Origin of the sequence: Streptomyces sp. ISL-100, from assembly GCF_018614615.1 — a bacterium.
Classification (GTDB): Bacteria; Actinomycetota; Actinomycetes; order Streptomycetales; family Streptomycetaceae; genus Streptomyces.
Genome location: NZ_JAGGOK010000070.1, coordinates 65,051 through 85,271 on the forward strand (window position 1 = coordinate 65,051; position 20,221 = coordinate 85,271).

Annotated in this window: 20 protein-coding genes and 1 pseudogene; 17 read left to right on the forward strand and 4 right to left on the reverse strand. The window is 70.7% G+C overall.

The genetic code is table 11. The annotated features are described in order from the left end of the window. The first annotated feature begins 46 nt into the window (after positions 1-46). The 13 genes from J7E89_RS30165 (at position 47) to J7E89_RS30225 (ending at position 14,332) form a co-directional block, all read left to right on the forward strand. Positions 47-1,438, forward strand: a complete 1,392-nt coding sequence (locus J7E89_RS30165) for a hemolysin family protein (RefSeq protein WP_214977638.1) — start codon at positions 47-49, stop codon at positions 1,436-1,438. Beyond that, on the forward strand, positions 1,435-2,469 hold the full coding sequence (locus tag J7E89_RS30170) for a hemolysin family protein (RefSeq protein ID WP_214977639.1): 1,035 nt from the start codon (positions 1,435-1,437) through the stop codon (positions 2,467-2,469). The genes J7E89_RS30165 and J7E89_RS30170 overlap by 4 nt, the downstream gene beginning before the upstream one ends. Before the next feature lie 106 nt (positions 2,470-2,575). Further along, entirely contained in the window at positions 2,576-3,544 is a 969-nt protein-coding gene (locus J7E89_RS30175) for an NADPH:quinone oxidoreductase family protein (RefSeq protein ID WP_214977640.1), read from the forward strand. Beyond that, positions 3,541-4,722, forward strand: coding sequence for an acyl-CoA dehydrogenase family protein (locus J7E89_RS30180; RefSeq protein WP_214977641.1), 1,182 nt, complete (start codon positions 3,541-3,543; stop codon positions 4,720-4,722). The genes J7E89_RS30175 and J7E89_RS30180 overlap by 4 nt, the downstream gene beginning before the upstream one ends. Then, complete coding sequence (locus tag J7E89_RS30185) at positions 4,719-5,828, forward strand: acyl-CoA dehydrogenase family protein (protein ID WP_214977642.1); 1,110 nt, start codon at positions 4,719-4,721, stop codon at positions 5,826-5,828. Before J7E89_RS30180 ends, J7E89_RS30185 begins: the two co-directional genes overlap by 4 nt. Before the next feature lie 89 nt (positions 5,829-5,917). After that, entirely contained in the window at positions 5,918-7,513 is a 1,596-nt protein-coding gene (locus J7E89_RS30190) for an ABC transporter substrate-binding protein (RefSeq protein ID WP_214977643.1), read from the forward strand. 38 nt (positions 7,514-7,551) lie between these two features. Continuing rightward, complete coding sequence (locus J7E89_RS30195) at positions 7,552-8,517, forward strand: ABC transporter permease (RefSeq protein WP_214977644.1); 966 nt, start codon at positions 7,552-7,554, stop codon at positions 8,515-8,517. After that, entirely contained in the window at positions 8,510-9,391 is an 882-nt protein-coding gene (locus tag J7E89_RS30200) for an ABC transporter permease (RefSeq protein ID WP_214977645.1), read from the forward strand. The genes J7E89_RS30195 and J7E89_RS30200 overlap by 8 nt, the downstream gene beginning before the upstream one ends. Positions 9,392-9,783: 392 nt before the next feature. Further along, positions 9,784-10,695: an ABC transporter ATP-binding protein gene (locus tag J7E89_RS30205; protein ID WP_214977792.1), complete on the forward strand. Its 912-nt coding sequence runs from the start codon at positions 9,784-9,786 to the stop codon at positions 10,693-10,695. Next, the gene (locus tag J7E89_RS30210; RefSeq protein WP_214977646.1) at positions 10,688-11,350 is read left to right on the forward strand and encodes an ABC transporter ATP-binding protein; all 663 of its coding nucleotides are present in this window, start codon (positions 10,688-10,690) and stop codon (positions 11,348-11,350) included. Before J7E89_RS30205 ends, J7E89_RS30210 begins: the two co-directional genes overlap by 8 nt. Positions 11,351-11,484: 134 nt before the next feature. Continuing rightward, on the forward strand, positions 11,485-12,360 hold the full coding sequence (locus J7E89_RS30215) for a phosphatidylinositol-specific phospholipase C/glycerophosphodiester phosphodiesterase family protein (RefSeq protein ID WP_214977647.1): 876 nt from the start codon (positions 11,485-11,487) through the stop codon (positions 12,358-12,360). 120 nt (positions 12,361-12,480) lie between these two features. Continuing rightward, complete coding sequence (locus tag J7E89_RS30220) at positions 12,481-12,675, forward strand: hypothetical protein (protein WP_214977648.1); 195 nt, start codon at positions 12,481-12,483, stop codon at positions 12,673-12,675. A 79-nt stretch (positions 12,676-12,754) separates the two neighbouring features. Beyond that, complete coding sequence (locus J7E89_RS30225) at positions 12,755-14,332, forward strand: hypothetical protein (protein ID WP_214977649.1); 1,578 nt, start codon at positions 12,755-12,757, stop codon at positions 14,330-14,332. A gap of 20 nt (positions 14,333-14,352) precedes the next feature. Here the strand turns inward: J7E89_RS30225 and J7E89_RS30230 are convergent, their stop codons facing one another. Both J7E89_RS30230 and J7E89_RS30235 read right to left on the reverse strand, forming a co-directional pair. Further along, positions 14,353-14,703, reverse strand: a complete 351-nt coding sequence (locus J7E89_RS30230) for a DUF779 domain-containing protein (RefSeq protein ID WP_214977650.1) — start codon at positions 14,701-14,703, stop codon at positions 14,353-14,355. Between the two features lie 226 nt (positions 14,704-14,929). After that, positions 14,930-15,256 carry a hypothetical protein gene (locus J7E89_RS30235; RefSeq protein ID WP_214977651.1) on the reverse strand — a complete coding sequence of 109 codons (327 nt, stop codon included), beginning with the start codon at positions 15,254-15,256 and terminating at the stop codon, positions 14,930-14,932. 212 nt (positions 15,257-15,468) lie between these two features. Between J7E89_RS30235 and J7E89_RS30240 the strand changes: the two are divergent. Continuing rightward, positions 15,469-15,630 (forward strand): annotated as a pseudogene (locus tag J7E89_RS30240) (ABC transporter ATP-binding protein); the annotation flags it as partial. A 65-nt stretch (positions 15,631-15,695) separates the two neighbouring features. On the opposite strand, the gene J7E89_RS30245 reads toward J7E89_RS30240, so the two are convergent. Further along, positions 15,696-16,280, reverse strand: a complete 585-nt coding sequence (locus J7E89_RS30245; protein ID WP_214977652.1) for an antibiotic biosynthesis monooxygenase — start codon at positions 16,278-16,280, stop codon at positions 15,696-15,698. A 213-nt stretch (positions 16,281-16,493) separates the two neighbouring features. Continuing rightward, positions 16,494-17,393, reverse strand: a complete 900-nt coding sequence (locus J7E89_RS30250) for an SGNH/GDSL hydrolase family protein (RefSeq protein ID WP_308315647.1) — start codon at positions 17,391-17,393, stop codon at positions 16,494-16,496. Positions 17,394-17,576: 183 nt separating this feature from the next. Between J7E89_RS30250 and J7E89_RS30255 the strand changes: the two genes are divergently transcribed. The 3 genes from J7E89_RS30255 to J7E89_RS30265 all read left to right on the forward strand — a co-directional run bounded on the left by J7E89_RS30255 (position 17,577) and on the right by J7E89_RS30265 (position 20,131). Beyond that, complete coding sequence (locus J7E89_RS30255) at positions 17,577-18,215, forward strand: LysE family translocator (RefSeq protein ID WP_214977654.1); 639 nt, start codon at positions 17,577-17,579, stop codon at positions 18,213-18,215. Between the two features lie 87 nt (positions 18,216-18,302). Beyond that, the gene (locus J7E89_RS30260) at positions 18,303-19,103 is read left to right on the forward strand and encodes an SDR family oxidoreductase (RefSeq protein ID WP_214977655.1); all 801 of its coding nucleotides are present in this window, start codon (positions 18,303-18,305) and stop codon (positions 19,101-19,103) included. A 23-nt stretch (positions 19,104-19,126) separates the two neighbouring features. Further along, a complete protein-coding gene (locus J7E89_RS30265; RefSeq protein WP_308315648.1) occupies positions 19,127-20,131 on the forward strand; it encodes a M28 family peptidase in 1,005 nt (334 codons plus the stop codon). Positions 20,132-20,221: the final 90 nt, after the last annotated feature.

The window sequence follows — 20,221 nt, forward strand, 5'->3', positions numbered from 1 at the left end:
GCCGTGCCATTCCCGCCCCCTCGAACCGTGGGGCGGAGGTGGCACGGTGATCGAAGTTCTTCTTCTGCTCCTCGCTCTCGCACTCACCCTGGCGTGCGCGTTGTTCGTCGCGGCCGAGTTCTCGTTGACCACGGTCGAGCGTGGCGAGCTGGAAAGGGCCGCGCAGGCCGGTGAGCGGGGCGCGGTGAGCGCCCTGAAGGCCGCCAAGCGCCTGACCTTCCAGCTCTCCGGCGCCCAGCTGGGCATCACGGTGACCTCGCTGGTGATCGGCATGCTCGCCGAGCCGTCCCTGGCCGTGCTGCTGCGCGGCCCGCTGGAAGCCGCCGGGCTGCCCGCCGGAGCTGTGTCCACCGTCGCGACGCTGCTCGGCGTCGCCCTGTCCACCGTGGTGCTCATGGTGGTCGGCGAGCTCGTTCCGAAGAACTGGGCGATCTCCAATCCGCTGGCCGTAGCCAAGGTCGTGGCCGGACCGCAGCGCGCGTTCACCGCCGCCTTCGGTCCGCTGATCCGCCACCTCAACAACACGGCGAACCGCATGGTGCGACGCTTCGGCCTGGAACCCGCCGAGGAACTGGCGTCCGCCCGTACCCCGCAGGAACTGGTCGCACTGGCGCAGCACTCCGCCCGCGAGGGCGCGATCGAGCAGGACTCCGCCGAACTGTTCGTCCGTACCCTGCACCTGGGCTCGCTGACCGCGGAGAACGTCATGACGCCGCGCGTCGACGTTCAGGCCCTGGAGGCCCGCGCCACCGCCGCCGACGCCGCCAACCTCACGCTGGCGACCGGGCTGTCCCGGTTCCCCGTCTACCGGGGCACGCTGGACGAGGTGATCGGCACGGTTCACATCCGTGACGTACTCGCCCTGGACGAGACGAAGCGGGACCGGACGCCGATCACCGACCTGACCACCGAGCCACTGCTCGTACCCGATTCGCTCCCCGTGGACCGGATGCTTCAGCAGCTGCGCCGCAGCCGCACCATGGCCGTGGTGATCGACGAGTACGGCGGCACGGCGGGAGTCGCCACCGTCGAGGACATCGTCGAAGAAGTCGTCGGTGAGGTACGTGACGAGCACGACCCGGACGAACGCCCCGGCCTCGCGGCCGGTGACCCGTCGCCGGACGGCCACGCGGTGTGGGAAGCGGACGGCAGCGTCCGTCTGGACCAGCTCCAGGAGATCGGCTTCACCGCCCCGGACGGCCCGTACGAGACACTCGCCGGGCTCATCGCGACGCGTCTGGAGCGTATTCCGGCGCCCGCCGACCGGCTCGACGTCGACGACTGGAAGATCGCCGTCCTCGATGTGGAGCACCACCGCGCGGACCGGGTCCGGATCACCGCACCCGCACGCGCGTCGTCCACGACCGCGACAGCGTCCGTCTCCGCCCCCGCTGCCGCCCCCGTTTCCGCAGCGAAGATCGCGGAGGAAGCCCGATGACCGCCCTCCAGCTCGCCATCGGCGCGCTCACCCTCCTTACCAACGCGTTCTTCGTCGGCGCGGAGTTCGCTCTCATCTCCGTACGCCGCAGCCAGATCGAACCGCAGGCCCTCCAGGGCAGCCGCCGCGCCAAGAGCACCCTGTGGGGCCTTGAGCACCTGTCCGCCGTGATGGCCTCCGCGCAGCTCGGCATCACCATCTCCTCGCTCGTGCTCGGTGCGGTCGCCGAGCCGGCCATCGCCCACCTGCTGGAACCGCCATTCCAGGCCGTCGGCGTACCGGACTCGCTGATCCACCCGATCGCGTTCGTGATCGCACTGACGCTGGCGACGTACCTGCACATGCTCATCGGCGAGATGGTTCCGAAGAACATCGCACTCGCCGCCCCGGTCCCGACCGCGCTGGCGCTGGCTCCGGCACTGGTGGCGCTGACCCGCGCTCTGCGGCCGGTCATTTTCGGCATCAACGCGTTCGCCAACGTGCTGCTGCGGATGCTCAGGGTCGAGCCGCAGAACGAGGTGACGTCCGTCTTCACCGACGACCAGCTCGCCCGTCTCGTCAAGGACTCCAGCGAGGCCGGTCTGCTGGCGCCGGCTGACGGTGAGCGCCTGCGCGACGCCCTGGAACTGGGCAACCGGCCGGTGGGTGAGGTGATGGTGCCGCTCAGCAGGATCGTCACCGTCGACCACACCACCACCCCGCAGCAGCTGGAGCGGGCGGCGGCGACCTGGGGATTCTCCCGGCTGCCGGTCACCGGGCCGGGCGACGAGGTGCTGGGTTACCTGCACATCAAGGACGCCCTCGGGGTGGTCGAGCGCACCCGGCCGTTCCCGCGCGGCGTGCTGCACCCGGTGATCCGGGTCGAGATCGACACGCCGCTCGACGACACCATGACCGCCATGCGGGCCGCGGGCACGCACCTGGCCGCCGTCACCGGCGACAAGGGCACTGTCATCGGCTTCGTGACCATGGAGGACGTACTGGAAGAGCTCGTCGGGCCGGCGGCTGCGGGCGGGGCGGTCGCGCTCTGACGACGTCCGGCTGAGCTGATCGTGCCGAGACTGTTCCCATCGGGGCAAGCGACCGCTTAGTATGCGCCGAGCGTGGTACTGCCTACGGTGTTGTGGAGGATCTCGGATGCAGGCATGGCGAGTGCACGAGAACGGCGAGCCGGGCGAGGTGATGCGGCTCGACGAGGTCGACAAACCCACGCCGGGCGAAGGGCAGCTTCTGCTGAAGGTGCGCGCCGCGAACATCAACTTTCCCGACGCCCTGCTCTGCCGCGGCCAGTACCAGATAAGGCCGCCGCTGCCCTTCACGCCGGGCGTCGAGATCTGCGGCGAGACGGAGGACGGCCGCCGGGTGATCGCCAACCCGGCGCTGCCGCACGGCGGTTTCGCGGAGTACGTCGTTGTTGACGCGGCCGCGGTACTGCCCGCCCCCGAGTCGCTGGACGACGCCGAAGCGGCCGCCCTGCACATCGGTTACCAGACGGGCTGGTTCGGCCTGCACCGCCGGGCGCGTATCGAGGCGGGGGAGACCCTGCTGGTGCACGCGGCGGCGGGCGGCGTCGGCAGCGCCGCCGTACAGCTCGGCAAGGCGGCCGGCGCCACCGTCATCGGCGTCGTCGGCGGCCCGGACAAGGCCCGTATCGCCCAGGAGCTGGGCTGCGACGTGGTCATCGACCGGCGCAGCGAGGACATCGTCGCCAAGGTCAAGGAAGCCACCGGCGGGCGGGGCGCGGACGTCGTCTACGACCCGGTCGGCGGCGACGCGTACGCCAAGTCGGTCAAGTGCGTCGCCTTCGAGGGCCGCATCGTCGTCGTCGGCTTCGCCAGCGGCGCGATCCCCTCGCCGGGCCTCAACCACGCCCTGGTGAAGAACTACTCGATCCTCGGCCTCCATTGGGGCCTTTACAACACCATGGACCCGGCCGCGATCCTCGCCTGCCACCAGGAGCTGACCAAGCTGGCCGCCAAGGGCGCCATCAAGCCCCTGATCAGCGAGCGCGTGGCCATGAAGGACGCGGCGGACGCCGTCCAGCGCGTCGCCGACGGCACGACCACCGGACGCGTGGTCGTCGTACCCGAGGGGATGGCCCGATGACGGACGCAGCTGAAGTGCGCAGCCTGACCCAGGAGTTGCTGGCGGCCCACCCGCCGGCCACCACGGACCGTACGGACTTCCTCAAAGCCCGCTTCGACGCCGGACTCGCCTGGGTGCACTACCCGGTGGGCCTCGGCGGCCTCGGCGTGCCGCGCTCCCTGCAGAGCGTCGTGGACGCGGAGCTGGCGGCGGCCGGCGCACCCGACAACGACCCGCGGCGCATCGGCATCGGCCTCGGCATGGCCGCGCCGACCATCCTGCGCTTCGGTACGGACGAGCAGAAGCAGAGCCTGCTGCGGCCCCTGTGGGTCGGCGAGGAGGTGTGGTGCCAGCTGTTCAGCGAGCCGGGCGCGGGCTCGGACCTCGCGGCGCTCGGCACGCGCGCCGTGCGGGACGGTGACGACTGGGTCGTCGACGGGCAGAAGGTGTGGACCTCCAGCGCCCATGTGGCGCGCTGGGCGATCCTCATCGCCCGTACGGACCCCGACCTGCCCAAGCACCGGGGCATCACGTACTTCGTCTGCGACATGACCGACCCCGGGGTCGAGGTCAGGCCGCTGCGCCAGATCACCGGCGAGGCCGAGTTCAACGAGGTCTTCCTCACCGGCGTGCGCATCCCCGACAGCCGGCGCCTCGGCGCCGTCGGCGAGGGGTGGAAGGTCGCCCAGACCACGCTCATGAACGAGCGCGTCTCGATCGGCGGCTCCCGCATCCCGCGCGAGGGCGGCATGATCGGCCCGGTCGCCAAGACCTGGCGCGAACGCCCCGAACTGCGCACCCACGACCTGCACCAGCGCCTGCTGGACCTGTGGGTCGAGGCGGAGGTCGCGCGCCTCGCCGGCGAGCGGCTGCGCCAGCAGCTCGTGGCCGGGCAGCCGGGACCCGAGGGCTCGGGCATGAAGCTGGCCTTCGCCCGCCTGAACCAGGAGATCAGCGGCCTGGAGGTGGAACTGCTCGGCGAGGAAGGGCTGTTGTACGACGACTGGACCATGCGCCGTCCCGAACTCGTCGACTTCACCGGCCGCGACGCCGGTTACCGCTACCTGCGCTCCAAGGGCAACAGCATCGAAGGCGGTACGAGCGAGGTGCTGCTCAACATCGTCGCGGAACGTGTACTCGGCCTGCCGTCCGAGCCGCGCAGCGACAAGGACATCGCCTGGAAGGACCTGGCTCGATGACTGATCTGCTCTACTCCGAGGCCGAAGACGACCTCCGCGCGGCCGTACGCTCCCTCCTCGCCGACCGCTGCGACGCCGCGGCCGTGCTCACGCGGGCGGAGTCGGACACGCCGTACGATCCGCGACTCTGGGCCTCACTGGCCACCGACATGGGCCTCGCGGGCCTCCTGGTGCCCGAGAAGCTCGGCGGCCAGGGCGCGACGCATCGCGAGGCCGCGGTGGTGCTGGAGGAGCTGGGACGCAGCGTCGCACCGGCCCCGTACCTCACCGGAGCGGTCGTGGCCGCCGAGACGCTGCTGGGGTGTGCCACCGACGACGCCGATGCGGCCGTCGCGGAGCTCCTCGGCGCGCTCGCGTCCGGCCGTACGGTCGTGGTGCTCGCCGCTCCCCTGTCCGCCGCTCCCTCAGCCGAACTGTCCGGTGCGGTACGGGCGGACGGCAGCTCTCTGAGCGGACGTATCACCGGCGTTGCGGACGCGGCTGCCGCCAAGGTCCTGCTCGTACCGGCCGAGGACGGGCTGTACGCGGTGGAGACGGGAGCGCCCGGCGTCACCGTCGAGTCACTGACGCCGCTCGACCTGACCCGGCCGCTGGCCACCGTCACCCTCGACGGCGCCCCCGGCCGCCGGCTCGCCGGCTCGGCGGCGGCTCCCGTACGGCGCGGACTGCTCGCCGGGGCCGGGCTGCTCGCCTCCGAGCAGCTGGGGCTCGCCGAGTGGTGCCTGGAGGAGGTCGTCCGCTACACCCGCGACCGCAAGCAGTTCAACCGTCCGATCGGTTCCTTCCAGGCGCTCAAGCACCGCATGGCGCAACTGTGGCTGGAGGTCGTCTCGGCGCGGGCCGCCGCCCGCAACGCCGCCGACGCCCTGGCCGCCGGCAGCGAGGACGCGCCCCTCGCGGTGGCGGTCGCGCAGACGTACTGCTCCCGGGTCGCGGTGCACGCGGCAGAGGAGTGCGTACAGCTGCACGGCGGCATCGGCATGACCTGGGAGCACCCCGCGCATCTGTACCTGAAGCGCGCCAAGGCCGACTCGATCGCGCTGGGAGCGCCGGGCCGGCACACGGTGGCGGTGGCGGAGCTGGTGGGTCTGCCGGCACCCCTGTAAGGGTCAGTGGATCAAGCACCCCTCTACATACGGTTTAATTGCGAGTCATTCGCAATAACTGTTGATCTTGTTTAGGGGTGTGGAGAGCCATGCTGTCCCGATCGATACGTGGGGCGGCCGCTGCGGCGCTGGCCGGAACACTGGCCATCACCGCGGCGGCTTGCTCGAAGCCCGGCGAGTCCGGAACCGGGCACGGAGCCGGGGATTCCGCGGTCGTCGGCATCGCGTACGAGCCCGAGACCCTCAGCCCGCTCCTGGGCTACGGCAAGGACGGCAACTCCAAGATCTTCGACGGGCTGCTCACTTTCGACGACGACATGACGCTCCGGCCGGCGCTCGCCGTCGAGCTGCCCGAAGTCGCCGACGGCGGCATGACGTACACGTACACGCTGCGCGAAGGCGTGAAGTTCAGCGACGGGCAGCCCTTCACGTCGAAGGACGTGGTCTTCACGTACAGGACCATCCTCGACAAGAAGACGAACAACGCCTCCAAGACGGAACTCGACGCGATCAAGGACGTCAGGGCCGACGGGGACCACAAGGTCGTCTTCACGCTCAAGTACCCGTACGCGCCCTTCGCCGAGCGGACCGTCCTGCCGATCGCTCCCGAGCACGTCGCGGGCAAGCAGGACGTCAACAGCGGCTCCTTCACGACGAAGCCGGTCGGCACCGGGCCGTACGTCCTCACGGGCTGGTCCAAGGGCGAGAAGCTCAGCTTCAAGGCGAACCCCGGTTACTGGGGCGGCGAGCCGAAGGTGAAGAAGTTCACCATGGCGATCATCAAGGACGACGACGTGCGTGCCACGCGACTGCGCACCGGTGACCTCGACGGAGCCATCCTCCCGCCCAACCTCGCCAAGACCTTCAAGGACGACAACGGTCGTACAACGCACGCCGCCAGGTCCTTCGACTACCGCACCGTGACCCTGCCGACGCACAACAAGGTCGCGGGTGACACGGACGTACGGCGTGCCCTCGACGTCGCCGTCGACCGCGAGGCCATGGTCGACAAGATCCTCGAAGGCGCGGGCAAGCCGGCCTACGGGCCCGTCCCGACCGACAGCCCCTGGTTCGCCAAGGGCACCGAGCGCACGCACGACCTCGCCAAGGCGAAGAAGATCCTCGACGAGGCCGGCTGGAAGCCGGGCGCCGACGGCACCCGCGTCAAGGACGGCGTACGCGCCCAGTTCCCGCTCTGGTACCTCTCCGGCGACAAGCTCCGCCAGGACCACGCCCTCGCCTACGCGTCCGACGCGAAGAAGGCCGGCATCGACATCAAGACCCAGGCCGGCACCTGGGAGGTCATCATGCCCCGCATGAAGCACGACGCGGTGCTCGCGGGCGGCGGCTCACCCGGCGACCCGGACTTCGACCAGTACACGCTGCTTCAGTCCTCCCTCGCGGGCGACGCCTTCAACAACATGGCCTGGTACGACAACCCGGCCGTCGACAAAGCGCTCAAGGAAGGCCGCGAGAGCGGCGAGACGGCGGACCGCAGGGCCGCGTACGACACCGTCCAGCGCGAGCTCGTCAAGAACCCCGGCTACACCTTCCTGACCCACATCGACCACCTGTACGTCGTCGACGACAAGTGGTCCGGGCTGACCACGCAGACCGAGCCGCACGACCACGGTCTGGCCTCGGGCCCGTGGTGGAACGTCGAGGACTGGACGCCGAAGAAGTGACACACCCGGGCGGGAGCCGAAAGCTCCCCTGGGGGCCGATGGCGAGGATGGCCGGGCGGCGGATCCTGTTCGCCGCCCCCGTCCTGCTGGTGGTCACTATCGGCGTGTTCGCCGTCGCCGCCGCCTCGCCCTTCGACCCGGTGAAGGCCTACGCGGGCACCGCGGGGCTCACCGCATCGCAGGAGAACCTCGACCAGCTGCGGGCCAATCTCGGCGTCGACCAGCCGCTCGTAGAACGCTGGTGGCACTGGCTGACCTCGGCCGTCACCGGGGACCTCGGCGACTCCAGCGTGATGCGCCAGCCCGTCACCGACGTCATCGCCGAACGCCTCGGCTGGTCGGTGCTCCTCGCCGCCACCGCGTTCCTCGTCGCGATCCTGCTCGGTACGTCGCTGGGCGTACTGGCAGCGCGCCGGCAGGGCGGCTGGCTGGACCGGGCGGTCACCTCGGCGGCGTACACCCTGGAAGCGGCGCCCGCCTTCTGGCTGGGCCTGCTCGCCATGTGGTTCTTCGCGCTGGAGCTGGGCGTACTGCCGGCGGGCGGTCTGACCGACACCGACAGCGACGTGATCACTTTCGGACAGGTCGCCACGCACCTGGTGCTGCCGGCGGCCGTTCTCGGGGTTTCGCAGCTTCCCTGGTTCTTTCTTTTCGTACGCCAGGGTGTCGCCGACGCGCTGGAGGAGGACCCGGTACGCGGCGCCCGCGCGCGTGGGCTGAACGAACGCACCGTGCTGCTCGGGCACGCCCTGCGCTCCGGGATTCTCCCGACACTCACGCTCGTCGGCTCGCGGGTGCCCGAACTCATCACCGGTGCGCTGCTCGTGGAGACGGTCTTCAGCTGGCCGGGCATCGCGGCGGCGACGGTACAGGCGGCGACCTCTGTGGACTTTCCCCTCCTCGCGGCGCTGACGGTGCTCGCCACGGCGGCGGTCCTCGCTGGAAACCTCCTCTCCGACCTGCTGTACGGACTCGCGGACCCGAGGGTGGGCTTCGATGGCTGAACCGGCTGCTGAAACGGCTGTATGGCACTCCCACGGGCGCACGCGCCGCTCGACGCGCACGATCCGCGTCCGCATCTCGGCCGTGATCGTGGCGGCGGTGGTGCTCGCGGTCCTCGTCGTGCCGCCGCTTGCCAACCTCGACCAGCAGGCCATCGACTTGTCGATGAAGCTCCAGCCGCCATCCCTGGCCCACCCCTTCGGGACGGACGACGTTGGGCGCGATCTGCTGCTGCGCTGCGTGTACGGTCTGCGTGTCTCGCTCCTGGTCGGGCTCGTCGCGGCGCTCGTCGCGACGTTCATCGGTACGGCGGTGGGAGCGGCGGCCGCGGCGTTCGGCGGCTGGACCGACCGCGTGGTGATGCGCCTTGTCGACACCTTCTCCTCCATCCCGCACCTGCTGCTCGGCATCTTCATCGTCGCGATGTTCCGGCCGGGCGTATGGCCGGTGATCGTGTCGGTGGCGCTGACGCACTGGCTGTCCACGGCCCGAATCGTCCGTTCCGAAGTGCTGTCGCTCCGCTCGCGCCCGTACATCGACGCGGCGGTCTCGGGCGGCGCGTCGCGGTGGCGGGTCGCCGTACGGCACCTGCTGCCGGGCGTACTGCCGCAGGCGGGACTCGCGGCCGTGCTGATGGTCCCGCACGCGATGTGGCACGAGTCGGCGCTCTCATTCCTCGGCCTCGGCCTGCCGACGCACCAGGCGAGCCTGGGCAACCTGGTTCAGTCGGCGCGCAGTTCGCTGCTGGCCGGCGACTGGTGGCCGACCCTCTTCCCCGGCCTCCTCCTGATCATTCCAACCCTCGCCATAGCGGGCCTGGCCGGCGCCTGGCGGGAACGGATCAATCCCCGCCGCCGATCGGAGCTGATGCTGTGACGACGCCCAAGAACGCCAGTCCGGCCTCCTCGGCCGGTGCCACCCCCGACGCGCAGACAGCGACGGTGGTCGCCCCGTGCGCGGCGGAAGCAACTGCGGCGGCCGCGCCGGCACCGCACAGGAACGCCTCCAGCACAGACGGCACACCGGAACGACCTGCTGACCCGCACGTCTCGGAAACGGCTCATGAGAGTGCCCGTGTCGCGCCCGAGTCCGTTCCGGGGAACGTTCATAAGGCGGCCGGTTCGGTGTCGGACACCGACAGGGGTAGCGACGCCCTTGCGGGCCGCACGTCGGAGCCCTCCGCCGGCCCGCGAGCCGCCACGGGCCCTCCCGCGTCGCCGAACACGAGGTCCCTGTTGTCCGTACGGGGGCTCTCCGTGCGGTTTCGGATGCGTGGGGGGCGCTACATCGCCGCCGTCACCGACGCCGACTTCGACCTGGCGCCGGGGGAGTGCCTCGCCCTCGTGGGGGAGAGCGGGTGCGGCAAGTCCGTGCTCGCCTCCGCGCTGCTGGGGCTGCTCCCCGGCAACGCTCAGACCGCGGGTTCCGCGCGCCTCGGGGACGTCGATTCGCTCACCGCCGACGAACGCACTCTGGCGCGCACGGTGCGGGGGCGCCGTATCGGACTCGTACCGCAGAGTCCCGCCGCGCACCTCACCCCCGTACGGACCGTCGGAGCGCAACTCGAAGAGACACTGCGCGAGCTGACCGGCACGCCCAAGTATGACCTGCGCGAGGCGGCCCGCGCGGCGGCCGAGCGGGCCGCGTTCCCCGCGGACCATCTCGACCGCTACCCGCACGAGTTGTCCGGCGGCCTCGCCCAGCGCGCCGCGACTGCCCTCGCCCTTGTGGGCGACGCGCCCCTGCTGCTCGCGGACGAGCCGACCACCGGCCTCGACCGCGATCTCGTCGACCGCACCGTCGACGAGCTGCGCCGGCACGTCGGCGAGGGCCACGCGCTGCTGATGATCACCCACGACCTCGCGGCCGCCGAGCGCATCGCCGACCGCGTCGCGGTGATGTACGCGGGCCGGATCGTCGAACTCAGCGACGCCACCCGCTTCTTCGCAGCGGCGCCCGGCCCCCGGCACCCGTACGCCCGCGGCCTGCTCAACGCCCTTCCCGAGCGCGCTTTCGCGCCGATCCCCGGAATGCCGCCCGAGCTCGGCGACCTGCCCCCGGGGTGCGCCTTCGCGGCCCGCTGTACGTACGCCACTGACGCCTGCGCCGTACAGCCCGACTTCGTGGACGGCATCGCCTGCCACCACCCGCCTGCCGAGGAGCGTGCCGCACGTGCTTGAACTCGACGCGATCACCGCTGGTTACGAGCGCGGGGCACCGGTCGTACGGGACGCGCACCTCACGGTCGCACCCGGCGAAGTGGTCGGCCTGCTCGGCCCGAGCGGCTGCGGCAAGTCGACGCTCGCCAGGGTCGCCGCCCTCCTGCACCGCCCCGACGCAGGGACCGTCACCCTCGACGGCCGCGTCGTCACCGGCTGGCGCCACCGCACCCCACGCGAACAGCGCACAGCCATCGGTGTGGTGTTCCAGCAGCCCCGGCTGTCCGCCGACCCCCGCCTGCGCCTGCGCGACCTGATCGCGGAACCCCTGCATGCCACTGGGCGGCGTAACGAAGCGGCCGCCACCGTGCGGGAGCTGTCCGAGACCGTAGGCCTCGGCGACGACCTCCTCGGCCGGCGCCCGCACGAGGTGAGCGACGGCCAGCTCCAACGCGCCTGCCTGGCCCGTGCCCTGGTGCTGCGTCCACGCTGGCTCGTCTGCGACGAGATGACAGCGATGCTGGACGCGTCGACGACGGCAGCCCTGGTCGCGGTGGTCGAGGAGTACCGGCGCGAACGCGGCGCCGGACTGCTGACCGTCGGCCACGACCGGGTCCTCCTGGAGAGCTGGTGCGACCGTACGGTCCGCTGGGAGGACGTCGCGGCGTCGCCCTGAGCCTGACGCGCCGCCAACGCCCCTGAACCGCGGGCGACAGGTGGCCGAACTCTTGTCGTGGCCCTGCCCATTGGTGCTGTACGGGGCGGATACTCGCCGGAGCCCCGAACGCCCCGTACACCTCCGGAGGCACCATGGCCGTCGCCGCGTCCACCCGCCGCAGAGTCGTCACCACCCTCGCAGCCGCCCTCGCGGGAACCATCGCCGTTCCCGCGTACGCCCAGGCCGCCGAGAACAAGCCCGCGAGGCACAAGAAGCCACTGCGCCGCGCCCACGCGCACAACGACTACGAGCACGATCGCCCACTCCTCGACGCCCTCTCCCACGGCTTCACCAGCGTCGAGGCGGACATCTTCCTCGTCGAAGGACAGCTCCTCGTCGCCCACGACCCGGTTGACCTCGACCCCACCCGCACCCTCGAATCGCTCTACCTGTCCCCCCTCGCGGTCAGAGTCAGGGCCAACCACGGCTCCGTGTACCGCGGATACCGCCGTCCCGTGCAGCTGCTCATCGACATCAAGAACGAAGGCGCCGCCGCCTACGCCGAGCTGCACCGCCAACTGCGCCGCCACCGCCGGATGCTGAGTACGTACGCACACGGGAACGTCCGCCCCGGCGCCGTGACCCCCGTCATCTCCGGCGACCGCGCCGCCCGCGCCCCCATGGAGGCACAGCCGGTGCGTCACGCCTTCTACGACGGGCGCCTCGACGACCTCGCCGCCGCCGATCCGGCCCCCGCCTCCTTCATCCCGCTGATCAGCAGCAACTGGACGCACAGCTTCACCTGGCAGGGCGCGGGCCCCTTCCCCGTCGCCGAGCGGGCCAAGCTGCACGCCATCGTCTCCGCCGCCCACCAGCGCGGTCAGCGGGTCCGTTTCTGGGCCACACCCGACCTGCCCGGACCCGCGCGCGACGCCGTCTGGACCGAGCTGCTCGCCGCGGACATGGACCACATCAACACCGACGACCTCGCCGGCCTGGAACGATTCCTCCGTACGCACGACGCGTAGCCGGCCGTCACAACCAGTCAACACCCGTACGGCGTACACGTCTTCCGCCCGGATGGGCCCTCCGCTGGGCCAGACTGACGGCCGAATGCCGCAATTCAGGCGCGGCGGAGGAGGTTGACCATGGCCATTTCGATCTCGTTGGTGCTGCTTCTGCTGATTCTCGCGGTGATCTTCCTGCGCAACGGGGGACTGAAAATCTCGCACGCACTGGTCTGCGCCCTGCTCGGCTTCTTCCTGGCCGGGACGAGCATGGGCCCGACCATCCAGAACGGGATCGCCGCCACCGCGGACGTGGTCGGCGACCTCAGACCGTGATGCTGGCTTCCATGGACACTTCAAGAGGTCGGCTCTAGCCTCGGGCGGCGGCGCGACCCGCCCCCGTCCAAGGAGCCCGATGTCCCGGTCCTGCAGAGCGTACGCGCGTGCACTGGCCCTCGCCCTGGCCCTCGTTGTCCCGGCGGTCCTGCCGCCGGGCGGCGCCCTTGCCGAGCAGATACCCAAGGCGCCGGGCCACCGGCTCGTCGGCTCGTACGAGGGCGAGCCGGCCACCGCACAGCCGGTCCCCGGCGACGCACCGCCTCAGCACCCCTACCTGGCCCCGAACGGCCGCAGTGGCATGCACGCGGACGCCGCGGGCAGCGGCACCCACCCGTACTCCGGACCACTGGGACGCGACCCGCAGGTCACCAGTGAGAAGATCGCGGCGCTGGGCGGCGAGTGCGCGACCGCGACCTTCGACGCGGCGGGCCGCCTGATCACCGTCTGCGGCACGTTCCAGGGCTTCCGGCTCAAACTGCTCCACCCGCGAACGCTCGCGACCCTCGCCGAGTACAAGCTGCCGCAGCGCTCTTCCACCGTAGAGGCCATCACCCGCCTCGACTTCGAGAAGATTTTCAAGGACACCTCGGGCGGCGCCTACTTCTACCTGGACGACCAGGACCGGGTGGTGCTCGCCGACTCGCGCCAGCACGTCCTGCGGATAGCGCACGAGCGGACGGCCGACGGCAGTTGGCGCTTCGTCGTCGAGGACGACTGGGACCTCACCGCGCACGTCCCGCACGACTGCGTGACCTGGACGAACCTCCACCCCAGCGGCACCTGCGATCCCGTGACCTCCGTGATGCCCGACTGGCAGGGACGGATCTGGTGGGTGACCCGGCTCGGCCGCGTCGGCACAGTCGACCCCGAGACGGCCCGGATCCGTGCCGTCCGGCTGGCAGGGGAGGAGATCCAGAACTCCTTCTCGGTGGCCGAGGACGGCGTCTCGATCGTCTCCGACCACGCCCTCTACAGCTTCCGCGCCGACCCCGACGGCACACCACGGGTGCAGTGGCGCCAGACGTACGACCGGGGAACGGGCACAAAGCCCGGCTCCGTCAACCAAGGATCGGGCACCACCCCCGACCTGTTCGGTGACGACTACGTGGCGATCACCGACAATGCCGACGACCGGAGGAACGTCCTTGTCTACCGACGCGGAACGAACGTTCCCGGGAACGTCCGATTGGTCTGCAAGGTGCCCGTCTTCGCCGCCGGGAAGTCCACCACGGACAACTCCCTCATCAGCTGGGGCAACAGCCTCGTCGTCGAGAACAACTACGGCTACGAGAACCCGTCGTCGACGCTCCTGGGACGCAGCGTCCCCGGCGGCGCCACCCGGATCGACGTACGCGAGAACGGTAGCGGCTGCGACACCGTCTGGGAGAGCGACGTACGATCGCCGTCCACCGTCCCCAAGCTCTCCACCGCCAACGGACTGCTCTACTTCTACGCCAAGGAGCCGAACCGGCTGGGCATCGACGCCTGGTACCTCACAGCCGTCGATTTCCGTACGGGAAAGACCCGCTGGCGGCAGCTCACCGGCACGGGACCGGCGTACGACAACAACTGGGCGCCGATCACCATCGGCCCGGACGGCACCGCCTACGCCGGTGTCTTCAACGGCATCGTGGCGGTGCGCGACCGGGACTGACGGCGGCGCACGGGAACCGGTCAGAGCAGCCGCGACCGGATCAGGAACCGCACGCCTTCCGGCGCCTCCAGCGAGAAGCCGCTGCCGCGGCCCTCCACCACGTCGACAATCAGCCGGGTGTGCCGCCACACCTCGTACTGCGCGGAGGACATCCAGAAGGGGACGGCCTCCTCGACACCCTCAACAGCGAGGGCTTCCAGGAGTACGTCGGAGCCGCCCGTACGGAACTCGCCGTCCGGATAGCACATGGGCGCGCTGCCGTCGCAGCAGCCGCCCGACTGGTGGAACATCAACGGGCCGTGGGACTCCCGCAGCCGCCGCACCAGACCGGCGGCCGCGGGGGTGAGCTCCACGCGAGGCGTGTCAGTCATCGTCGCGCTCCTCTCGTCGAGGGCAAGCCTCCCACCGTATCGGCACCTGATTGGCGGAGTTCCGTGAGTCCGGACGGTCAGTGGACCAGTCCATACGGGTGCCACGACAAGGGCGGTGCTTGCATGCCGTATTCGGCTCGCGCAGAGTCCAAGTCCATGCAGCCCGCTCTTGCCTCGTGGGCGAGGGCAGGCCTGTTGCCGCGTGCAGGGGCGAAAGGGTCACCCATTACATGCCCAGGACTTCAAGGCACCGCCGCAAACTGTCCATCTGGACCAAGCTGTCCGCCCTGGTGCTTTCCGCCGCCATGCTTGCCATGGGCAGCGCCGTATGGGCGAGCCAGCCGCAGCGGCCGGCCGGGGTGGTCGTCGACTCGCTGTCGGTTTCGGCGGCAGCAAGTGGCCGGCTGACGGCAACCGCGAAGATCCATTCCGCTCGTACGGTCCGGGTACAGGCGCTCACCGTCGCCGTTCGCTCGGCGAGCGGAGCGAAGGTCGACTTTCCCGGGGCGACCGGGCGAAAGAGACTGGGCCGCTCGCAGACGACCTTCACCACCGGTAGCCGTACATTCCCCGCCGGTACGTATTCCTACTTCGTCGCGTACAAATTCCGCGGCGCCTGGCACAACCTCTCCCCGGTGAAGTCCTTCACCTCCGGCGCCCCGGAGACACCGGCGCCCGACGATCCTCCGACGGGTATCCCGGGCACCTGGCGCCAGGTTTTCGCGGACGAGTTCGACGGCACCAGCCTCGACACCACGAAGTGGCCACGACCTCGCGCTCGTACGGCATGTGGCCCATCGGGTCGCGGTGCTGCACCGGGGACGGATCGTGGAGGAGGGCGCGGTCGCGGAGGTGTGCGAGGCCCCCTCGCACGCGTATACGCGCGAACTGCTGGCAGCCGTGCCCGCTCTCCCGGCCGTCCGCTGAGCGGTACGCGCCCGAAGGGGCTCGGTCCCTGCGCGCTCCCGACCGAGGACGTCGTCCGCCGGTGGTCAGACCCGGTTCCTGCAGAGCCATCCGCGCAGCAGCCGACTGACGGCCGGCATGGCCACGTACGTCATGCCCACGCTCAGCACGGCCGATATCACCGCGGTGTTGACCAGCAGCGGCAGCGCGGTGGCAAGCGGAGGGACGAACGTGACGCTGGCGATCAGCGAGATCGGGTAGACGGCGAGGGACGAACTGATCGCCATCTTCCACCGGGGCGGGGCCGGCTGCACGGACCCCGGCTTGGCGAACCAGGTTTCCATGCCCGTCAGTTCGCGCCGGGCGATCTCGGTGTGATGGTGCCCCTCACAGTGGTCGAACCACGCTGCCCGTTCCGGTGATTCCTGCCATGTCCGGCACGCGGCGGCATCGCGGAAGCGGTGGACGAGGAACCACGGACTGCCGTCTGCCGAAGGCCGGAACAGGCCGTACCCCAGATGTCCGGAAAATCCGGCGGCGGTTTCGAGAATGCCCGACGCCCACTCCTCGAAGGCGGCTTCGTGGCCCGGCTCCACCTGGCGGGCGATGAGTAGCGTCACCTCTCCGGTGTCGGCCGGTACGGCGGCGTGCTCAAGGCTGATCGCGGTCACTGGTGTCTCCTCGTAATGTCCCGTGCCGCGCCGGGCTCCACCCTAGACCCTGTCGTCAAACTCCCGCCTGCCCCGCGACGCCTGGCACAGCCTGACGGCCGGGCTGACGGCAGCCGCCGGGTACCCGCAGTCGCACGCTCTGATGCGCGGAGATCCTGGCGAGACAGGTGATGCGTACGTTGTCGCGCTGCGTAGCGAGCGAAGTGCGAGCGGTCAGGCGCGTGGGCGCAGCCCGGCGTCGACGACTGTGGCGATCGCCTCGCAGTAACGCACGATGCCGGGTGAACGCACTGGACAAGGACGCGGCGTCTTGGTGGTCGGCGCGAGGCAGAAGTGCAGGTGGTCGTCGTCCCGGTGCACAGAGGTGAGCCCGCCGCGGCAGTCCTGCGGGCGCGCCCGCTCGTCGGCGTTGCAGGCCAGCCGTTGCGCCCAGGTGTAGCGGGCACCCGCTGGGCTCACCGACAGGCCGGCGTCCGCCACCAGGTCCCGGCCGGCAGCCGCCTGGGCCCGGTAGATGCCGTTGACCCGGCGGACGCGGTCCGGTGAGAAGGCGTCCGGGCCCTGCAGTACCCAGACGATTCTGGGACGGGGGATCCCGACGTCGCGTGCCGCCGCCGCGATCTGCTCCGTGAGAGCTTTCGCGTCGGCCGCGTAGCGGGTGTAGTAGCGCGACCCACCGCCCTGGGGAATCGAGTCCATGCAGGGCGTGTACGCCCAGGAGTTGCCCCAGAACTGGAGGACGACGACCTTCGGCCGCTGCGACCTGACCAGGGCGGCCGCCTTGTCCTGTGGCGGCACGAGCGAGTCGCGGGACGTGTCGGCCAGGTAGTCGCACAGGGTCGTACCGGAATACGGCGCACTGTGTACGGTCGCACGCCCCGCGGCGGTGATCCGGTCGGCCAGGACGCGCTGGGTCTCCATGGCAAGCGAGTCCCCGAGGTAGAGCACGCGCGACTTCGCCGGTGTCCCGGTGGGCGGGACCGAAGCGGACTCCACCGGCCGCGCGGCGGTCGGCGTACCGGGGCCGGCCGGTGGGGGAGCGGCAGCGATGGAGGCGTCCGACGGATCCGAGCAACCGGTCACCCAGGCCAGCGCGAGCGCGGCCAGAACCACTGATCGTCTGCTCAGTCGCCTCACAACTGGCCCCCTCCGCACGGCAATTGGGTGACCCACCCTGGACCCGCGAGGTGCGGACGTCCAGTCGCGTAGGTGACAAATCGCAGGCATCGTCCGGTGCGGGCCGGGGGGTGGAAAAGGGCTGTGGGCGTGACCGGACTCCGTGATTGCATGGGCTTCATGGTGTCCACTGACCGGCTGCTGGCATTCGCGGCCATGTCGTTCCTGCTGATCGTGATTCCCGGCCCCAGCGTGCTGTTCGTGATCGGGCGGGCGTTGGCGCAGGGGCGCCGTGCCGCGCTGACCACGGTCGTGGGCAACACGCTCGGAGCGTACGTCCTCGTCGTGGCCGTGGCATTCGGGGTCGGGGCCGTCGTGGAGCGCTCGGTGCTCGTCTTCACGGCGCTGAAGCTCGTCGGCGCCGCGTACTTGGTGTATCTCGGTGTCAAGGCGGTGCGGCAGCGCGGCTCGTTGCATGCCGCGTTCACCGGTGACGGTCCGGCGCATGGCAGCATGCGCACGTTCTGGGAGGGCTTCGCGGTCGGTGTGGCCAACCCCAAGACCATCGTGTTCTTCGCCGCGGTACTGCCTCAGTTCGTCGACCGGAGCCAGGGGAATGTCTCGGCTCAAATGCTGTTGCTCGGCCTGGTCTTCAACGTCATCGCGGTGGCTTCCGACAGCGTGTGGGGATTGGTCGCGGCCACCACGCGCGACTGGTTCGCCCGCTCACCGCAGCGGCTCGCCCTGGTCGGCGGGGTCGGTGGGCTCACGATGATCGGCCTCGGCGTCACCGTCGCCGCGACAGGCCGCAAGGACTAGGCCGCTCCGTCGGCTGCACGTGCCCCGACGTCGTACCGGTGGGAGAGTCGGGAGGGCGAGCTGTTCGAACCCGGAGGCGAGCTGCGCATGGACACTGTCCTGGTCACTGGTGGGACCGGCCATCTCGGGCGTGACGTGGTGGCGATGCTGAAGGCCCGGTACCGGGTGCGCGTGCTGGCCCGGTCCCCGGGCTCGGATCCGGACGTGGAGTGGATCAAGGGTGATCTCGCCACCGGCATGGGAACACAGGAAGCCGTATCCGGGGTGCAGAGCGTGGTTCATGCGGCGACGCTGTCCCCGGCTGCCCGGCGCGGTTACGTCCTTCCGACGGATTTCTGGCGCAGCCCTCCGGAGGTCGATGTCGACGGCACCCGCCGGTTGCTGGAGGAGTCCCGCAAGGCAGGCGTCGCCCACTTCGCCCATATCTCGATCGTCGGCGCCGACCGCCCCCGTATTCCGTACATGCAGGTCAAGCACACCGCCGAGAAACTGGTACGGGACAGCGGAGTGCCTTGGTCCGTCCTGCGGGCCACGCAGTTCCACTGGCTGACCGACCGCATGCTCGGCAAGGCGGCGAGGATGCCGTTGCTGGCGCTTCCCGGTGCCTTGGTGACTCAGCCGGTGGACTCGCGCGACTTCGCCGTGTACGTGGCCGGCCGCGTTCAGGACGGCCCGGGCGGGGATTGCGAGGAATTCGGCGGCCCCGAGGTCCTGGAGCTGCGTGATCTTGTCAGGCAGTGGCAGCAGGCGCGTGGCCGGGCGTTCCGGGTCCTGGACGTACCCGCGCCCGCTCGACTCCGGCGAGCGGCCCGTGACCTGACCAACCCGAATGGCCGACTCGGCCGGACCACGTGGTCGGACTGGCTGCACACCCACCGGCCCGAGTAGACAAGGGCCAAGGCGGTGAAACCGTGGTGCTCGAGCTCGTACGTGAACTGAACCGGCGGGCCGACCCGCTGCGCCTGCGCCATGACGTGGAATTCCTCGCAGACCGCCCGCGCAGCCGCCCCCGCGCCCCCGAGGCCATGCTGCGCGCCGAGGCCCACGTGATGCGTGAACTGGCCACCGCGGGCTGGCGGACCGAGCGGCAGCCGTTCGACGTACGGTGGCGACTGGGCGGCAGCGACCGCCAGGGCGCTCAGGCGATCGCACTCCAACTCCGTCTCCACCCGCGCCTGAGCGGCGCGAACCTCGTAGCCGGCCTGCCGGGGACCGACGACCGGCCCACCGTGGTCGTCGGAGCCCATCTGGACACCGTCGACGGCAGCCCCGGCGCCGACGACAACGCCTCGGGAGTCGCCGCACTGCTGGAAATCGCGCGGCTCCTCGGCGGGCTGCCGCGACCGCCCGCCGTCACTCTCCTGTTCTTCGACATGGAGGAGCTGGGCATGATCGGTTCCCGGTTCGCCGCCCGGGAGCTCCGGGACACCCGGGAGGTCAGGGGCATGATCTGCCTGGAGTCCGTCGGCTTCTTCGCGACCGAGCCCGGAACCCAGCTGATGCCTGCCGGGTTCCGGGCGGCCTTCCCCCGGGTGGCCGCCCGGGTCCGCTCGGGCGGGCAACGGGGCGATTTCACCCTTGTGGTCCACCGGCGCTCGACCGAGTCGGCGGCCTCACTGTGGCGCCGGGCAGCGGAGGCCGCAGAGCTCCAGCTGCCAACCGTCACCCTGCGCGACCCGCGGCCGCAAGGCCTGCTGGGCGCGCTCGCCGGCCTTGCGGCGCCCCCGCTGATCCACCTCGACCGCAGCGACCACGCGTCATTCTGGAACGCGGGGATTCCGGCCATGATGCTCACCAGTACGGCGAACTTCCGGAACCCCCACTACCACCGGCCGACCGACACCCCGGACACCCTCGATTACGGGCGTCTGGCGGCGGTCGCCGTCGCGACCGCCGCCACTGCCGCGTCCTGGTGAGCTGCGGACACCCGTAGAAGACAGCACACGTCGCCCACCTTCCCTAGGCTGGAACTGACTGGCAAGGTGCGCGTGGAGAGGTGGGCGGGC

Bases quoted from the DNA above. Each gene is read 5' to 3' on its own strand.
- J7E89_RS30170 (WP_214977639.1), top strand. From the start codon at position 1,435: ATGACCGCCCTCCAGCTCGCCATCGGCGCGCTCACCCTCCTTACCAAC.
- J7E89_RS30175 (WP_214977640.1), top strand. From the start codon at position 2,576: ATGCAGGCATGGCGAGTGCACGAGAACGGCGAGCCGGGCGAGGTGATG.
- J7E89_RS30180 (WP_214977641.1), top strand. From the start codon at position 3,541: ATGACGGACGCAGCTGAAGTGCGCAGCCTGACCCAGGAGTTGCTGGCG.
- J7E89_RS30185 (WP_214977642.1), top strand. From the start codon at position 4,719: ATGACTGATCTGCTCTACTCCGAGGCCGAAGACGACCTCCGCGCGGCC.
- J7E89_RS30190 (WP_214977643.1), top strand. From the start codon at position 5,918: ATGCTGTCCCGATCGATACGTGGGGCGGCCGCTGCGGCGCTGGCCGGA.
- J7E89_RS30195 (WP_214977644.1), top strand. From the start codon at position 7,552: ATGGCGAGGATGGCCGGGCGGCGGATCCTGTTCGCCGCCCCCGTCCTG.
- J7E89_RS30200 (WP_214977645.1), top strand. From the start codon at position 8,510: ATGGCTGAACCGGCTGCTGAAACGGCTGTATGGCACTCCCACGGGCGC.
- J7E89_RS30205 (WP_214977792.1), top strand. From the start codon at position 9,784: ATGCGTGGGGGGCGCTACATCGCCGCCGTCACCGACGCCGACTTCGAC.
- J7E89_RS30215 (WP_214977647.1), top strand. From the start codon at position 11,485: ATGGCCGTCGCCGCGTCCACCCGCCGCAGAGTCGTCACCACCCTCGCA.
- J7E89_RS30220 (WP_214977648.1), top strand. From the start codon at position 12,481: ATGGCCATTTCGATCTCGTTGGTGCTGCTTCTGCTGATTCTCGCGGTG.
- J7E89_RS30225 (WP_214977649.1), top strand. From the start codon at position 12,755: ATGTCCCGGTCCTGCAGAGCGTACGCGCGTGCACTGGCCCTCGCCCTG.
- J7E89_RS30230 (WP_214977650.1), bottom strand. From the start codon at position 14,703: ATGACTGACACGCCTCGCGTGGAGCTCACCCCCGCGGCCGCCGGTCTG.
- J7E89_RS30255 (WP_214977654.1), top strand. From the start codon at position 17,577: ATGGTGTCCACTGACCGGCTGCTGGCATTCGCGGCCATGTCGTTCCTG.
- J7E89_RS30260 (WP_214977655.1), top strand. From the start codon at position 18,303: ATGGACACTGTCCTGGTCACTGGTGGGACCGGCCATCTCGGGCGTGAC.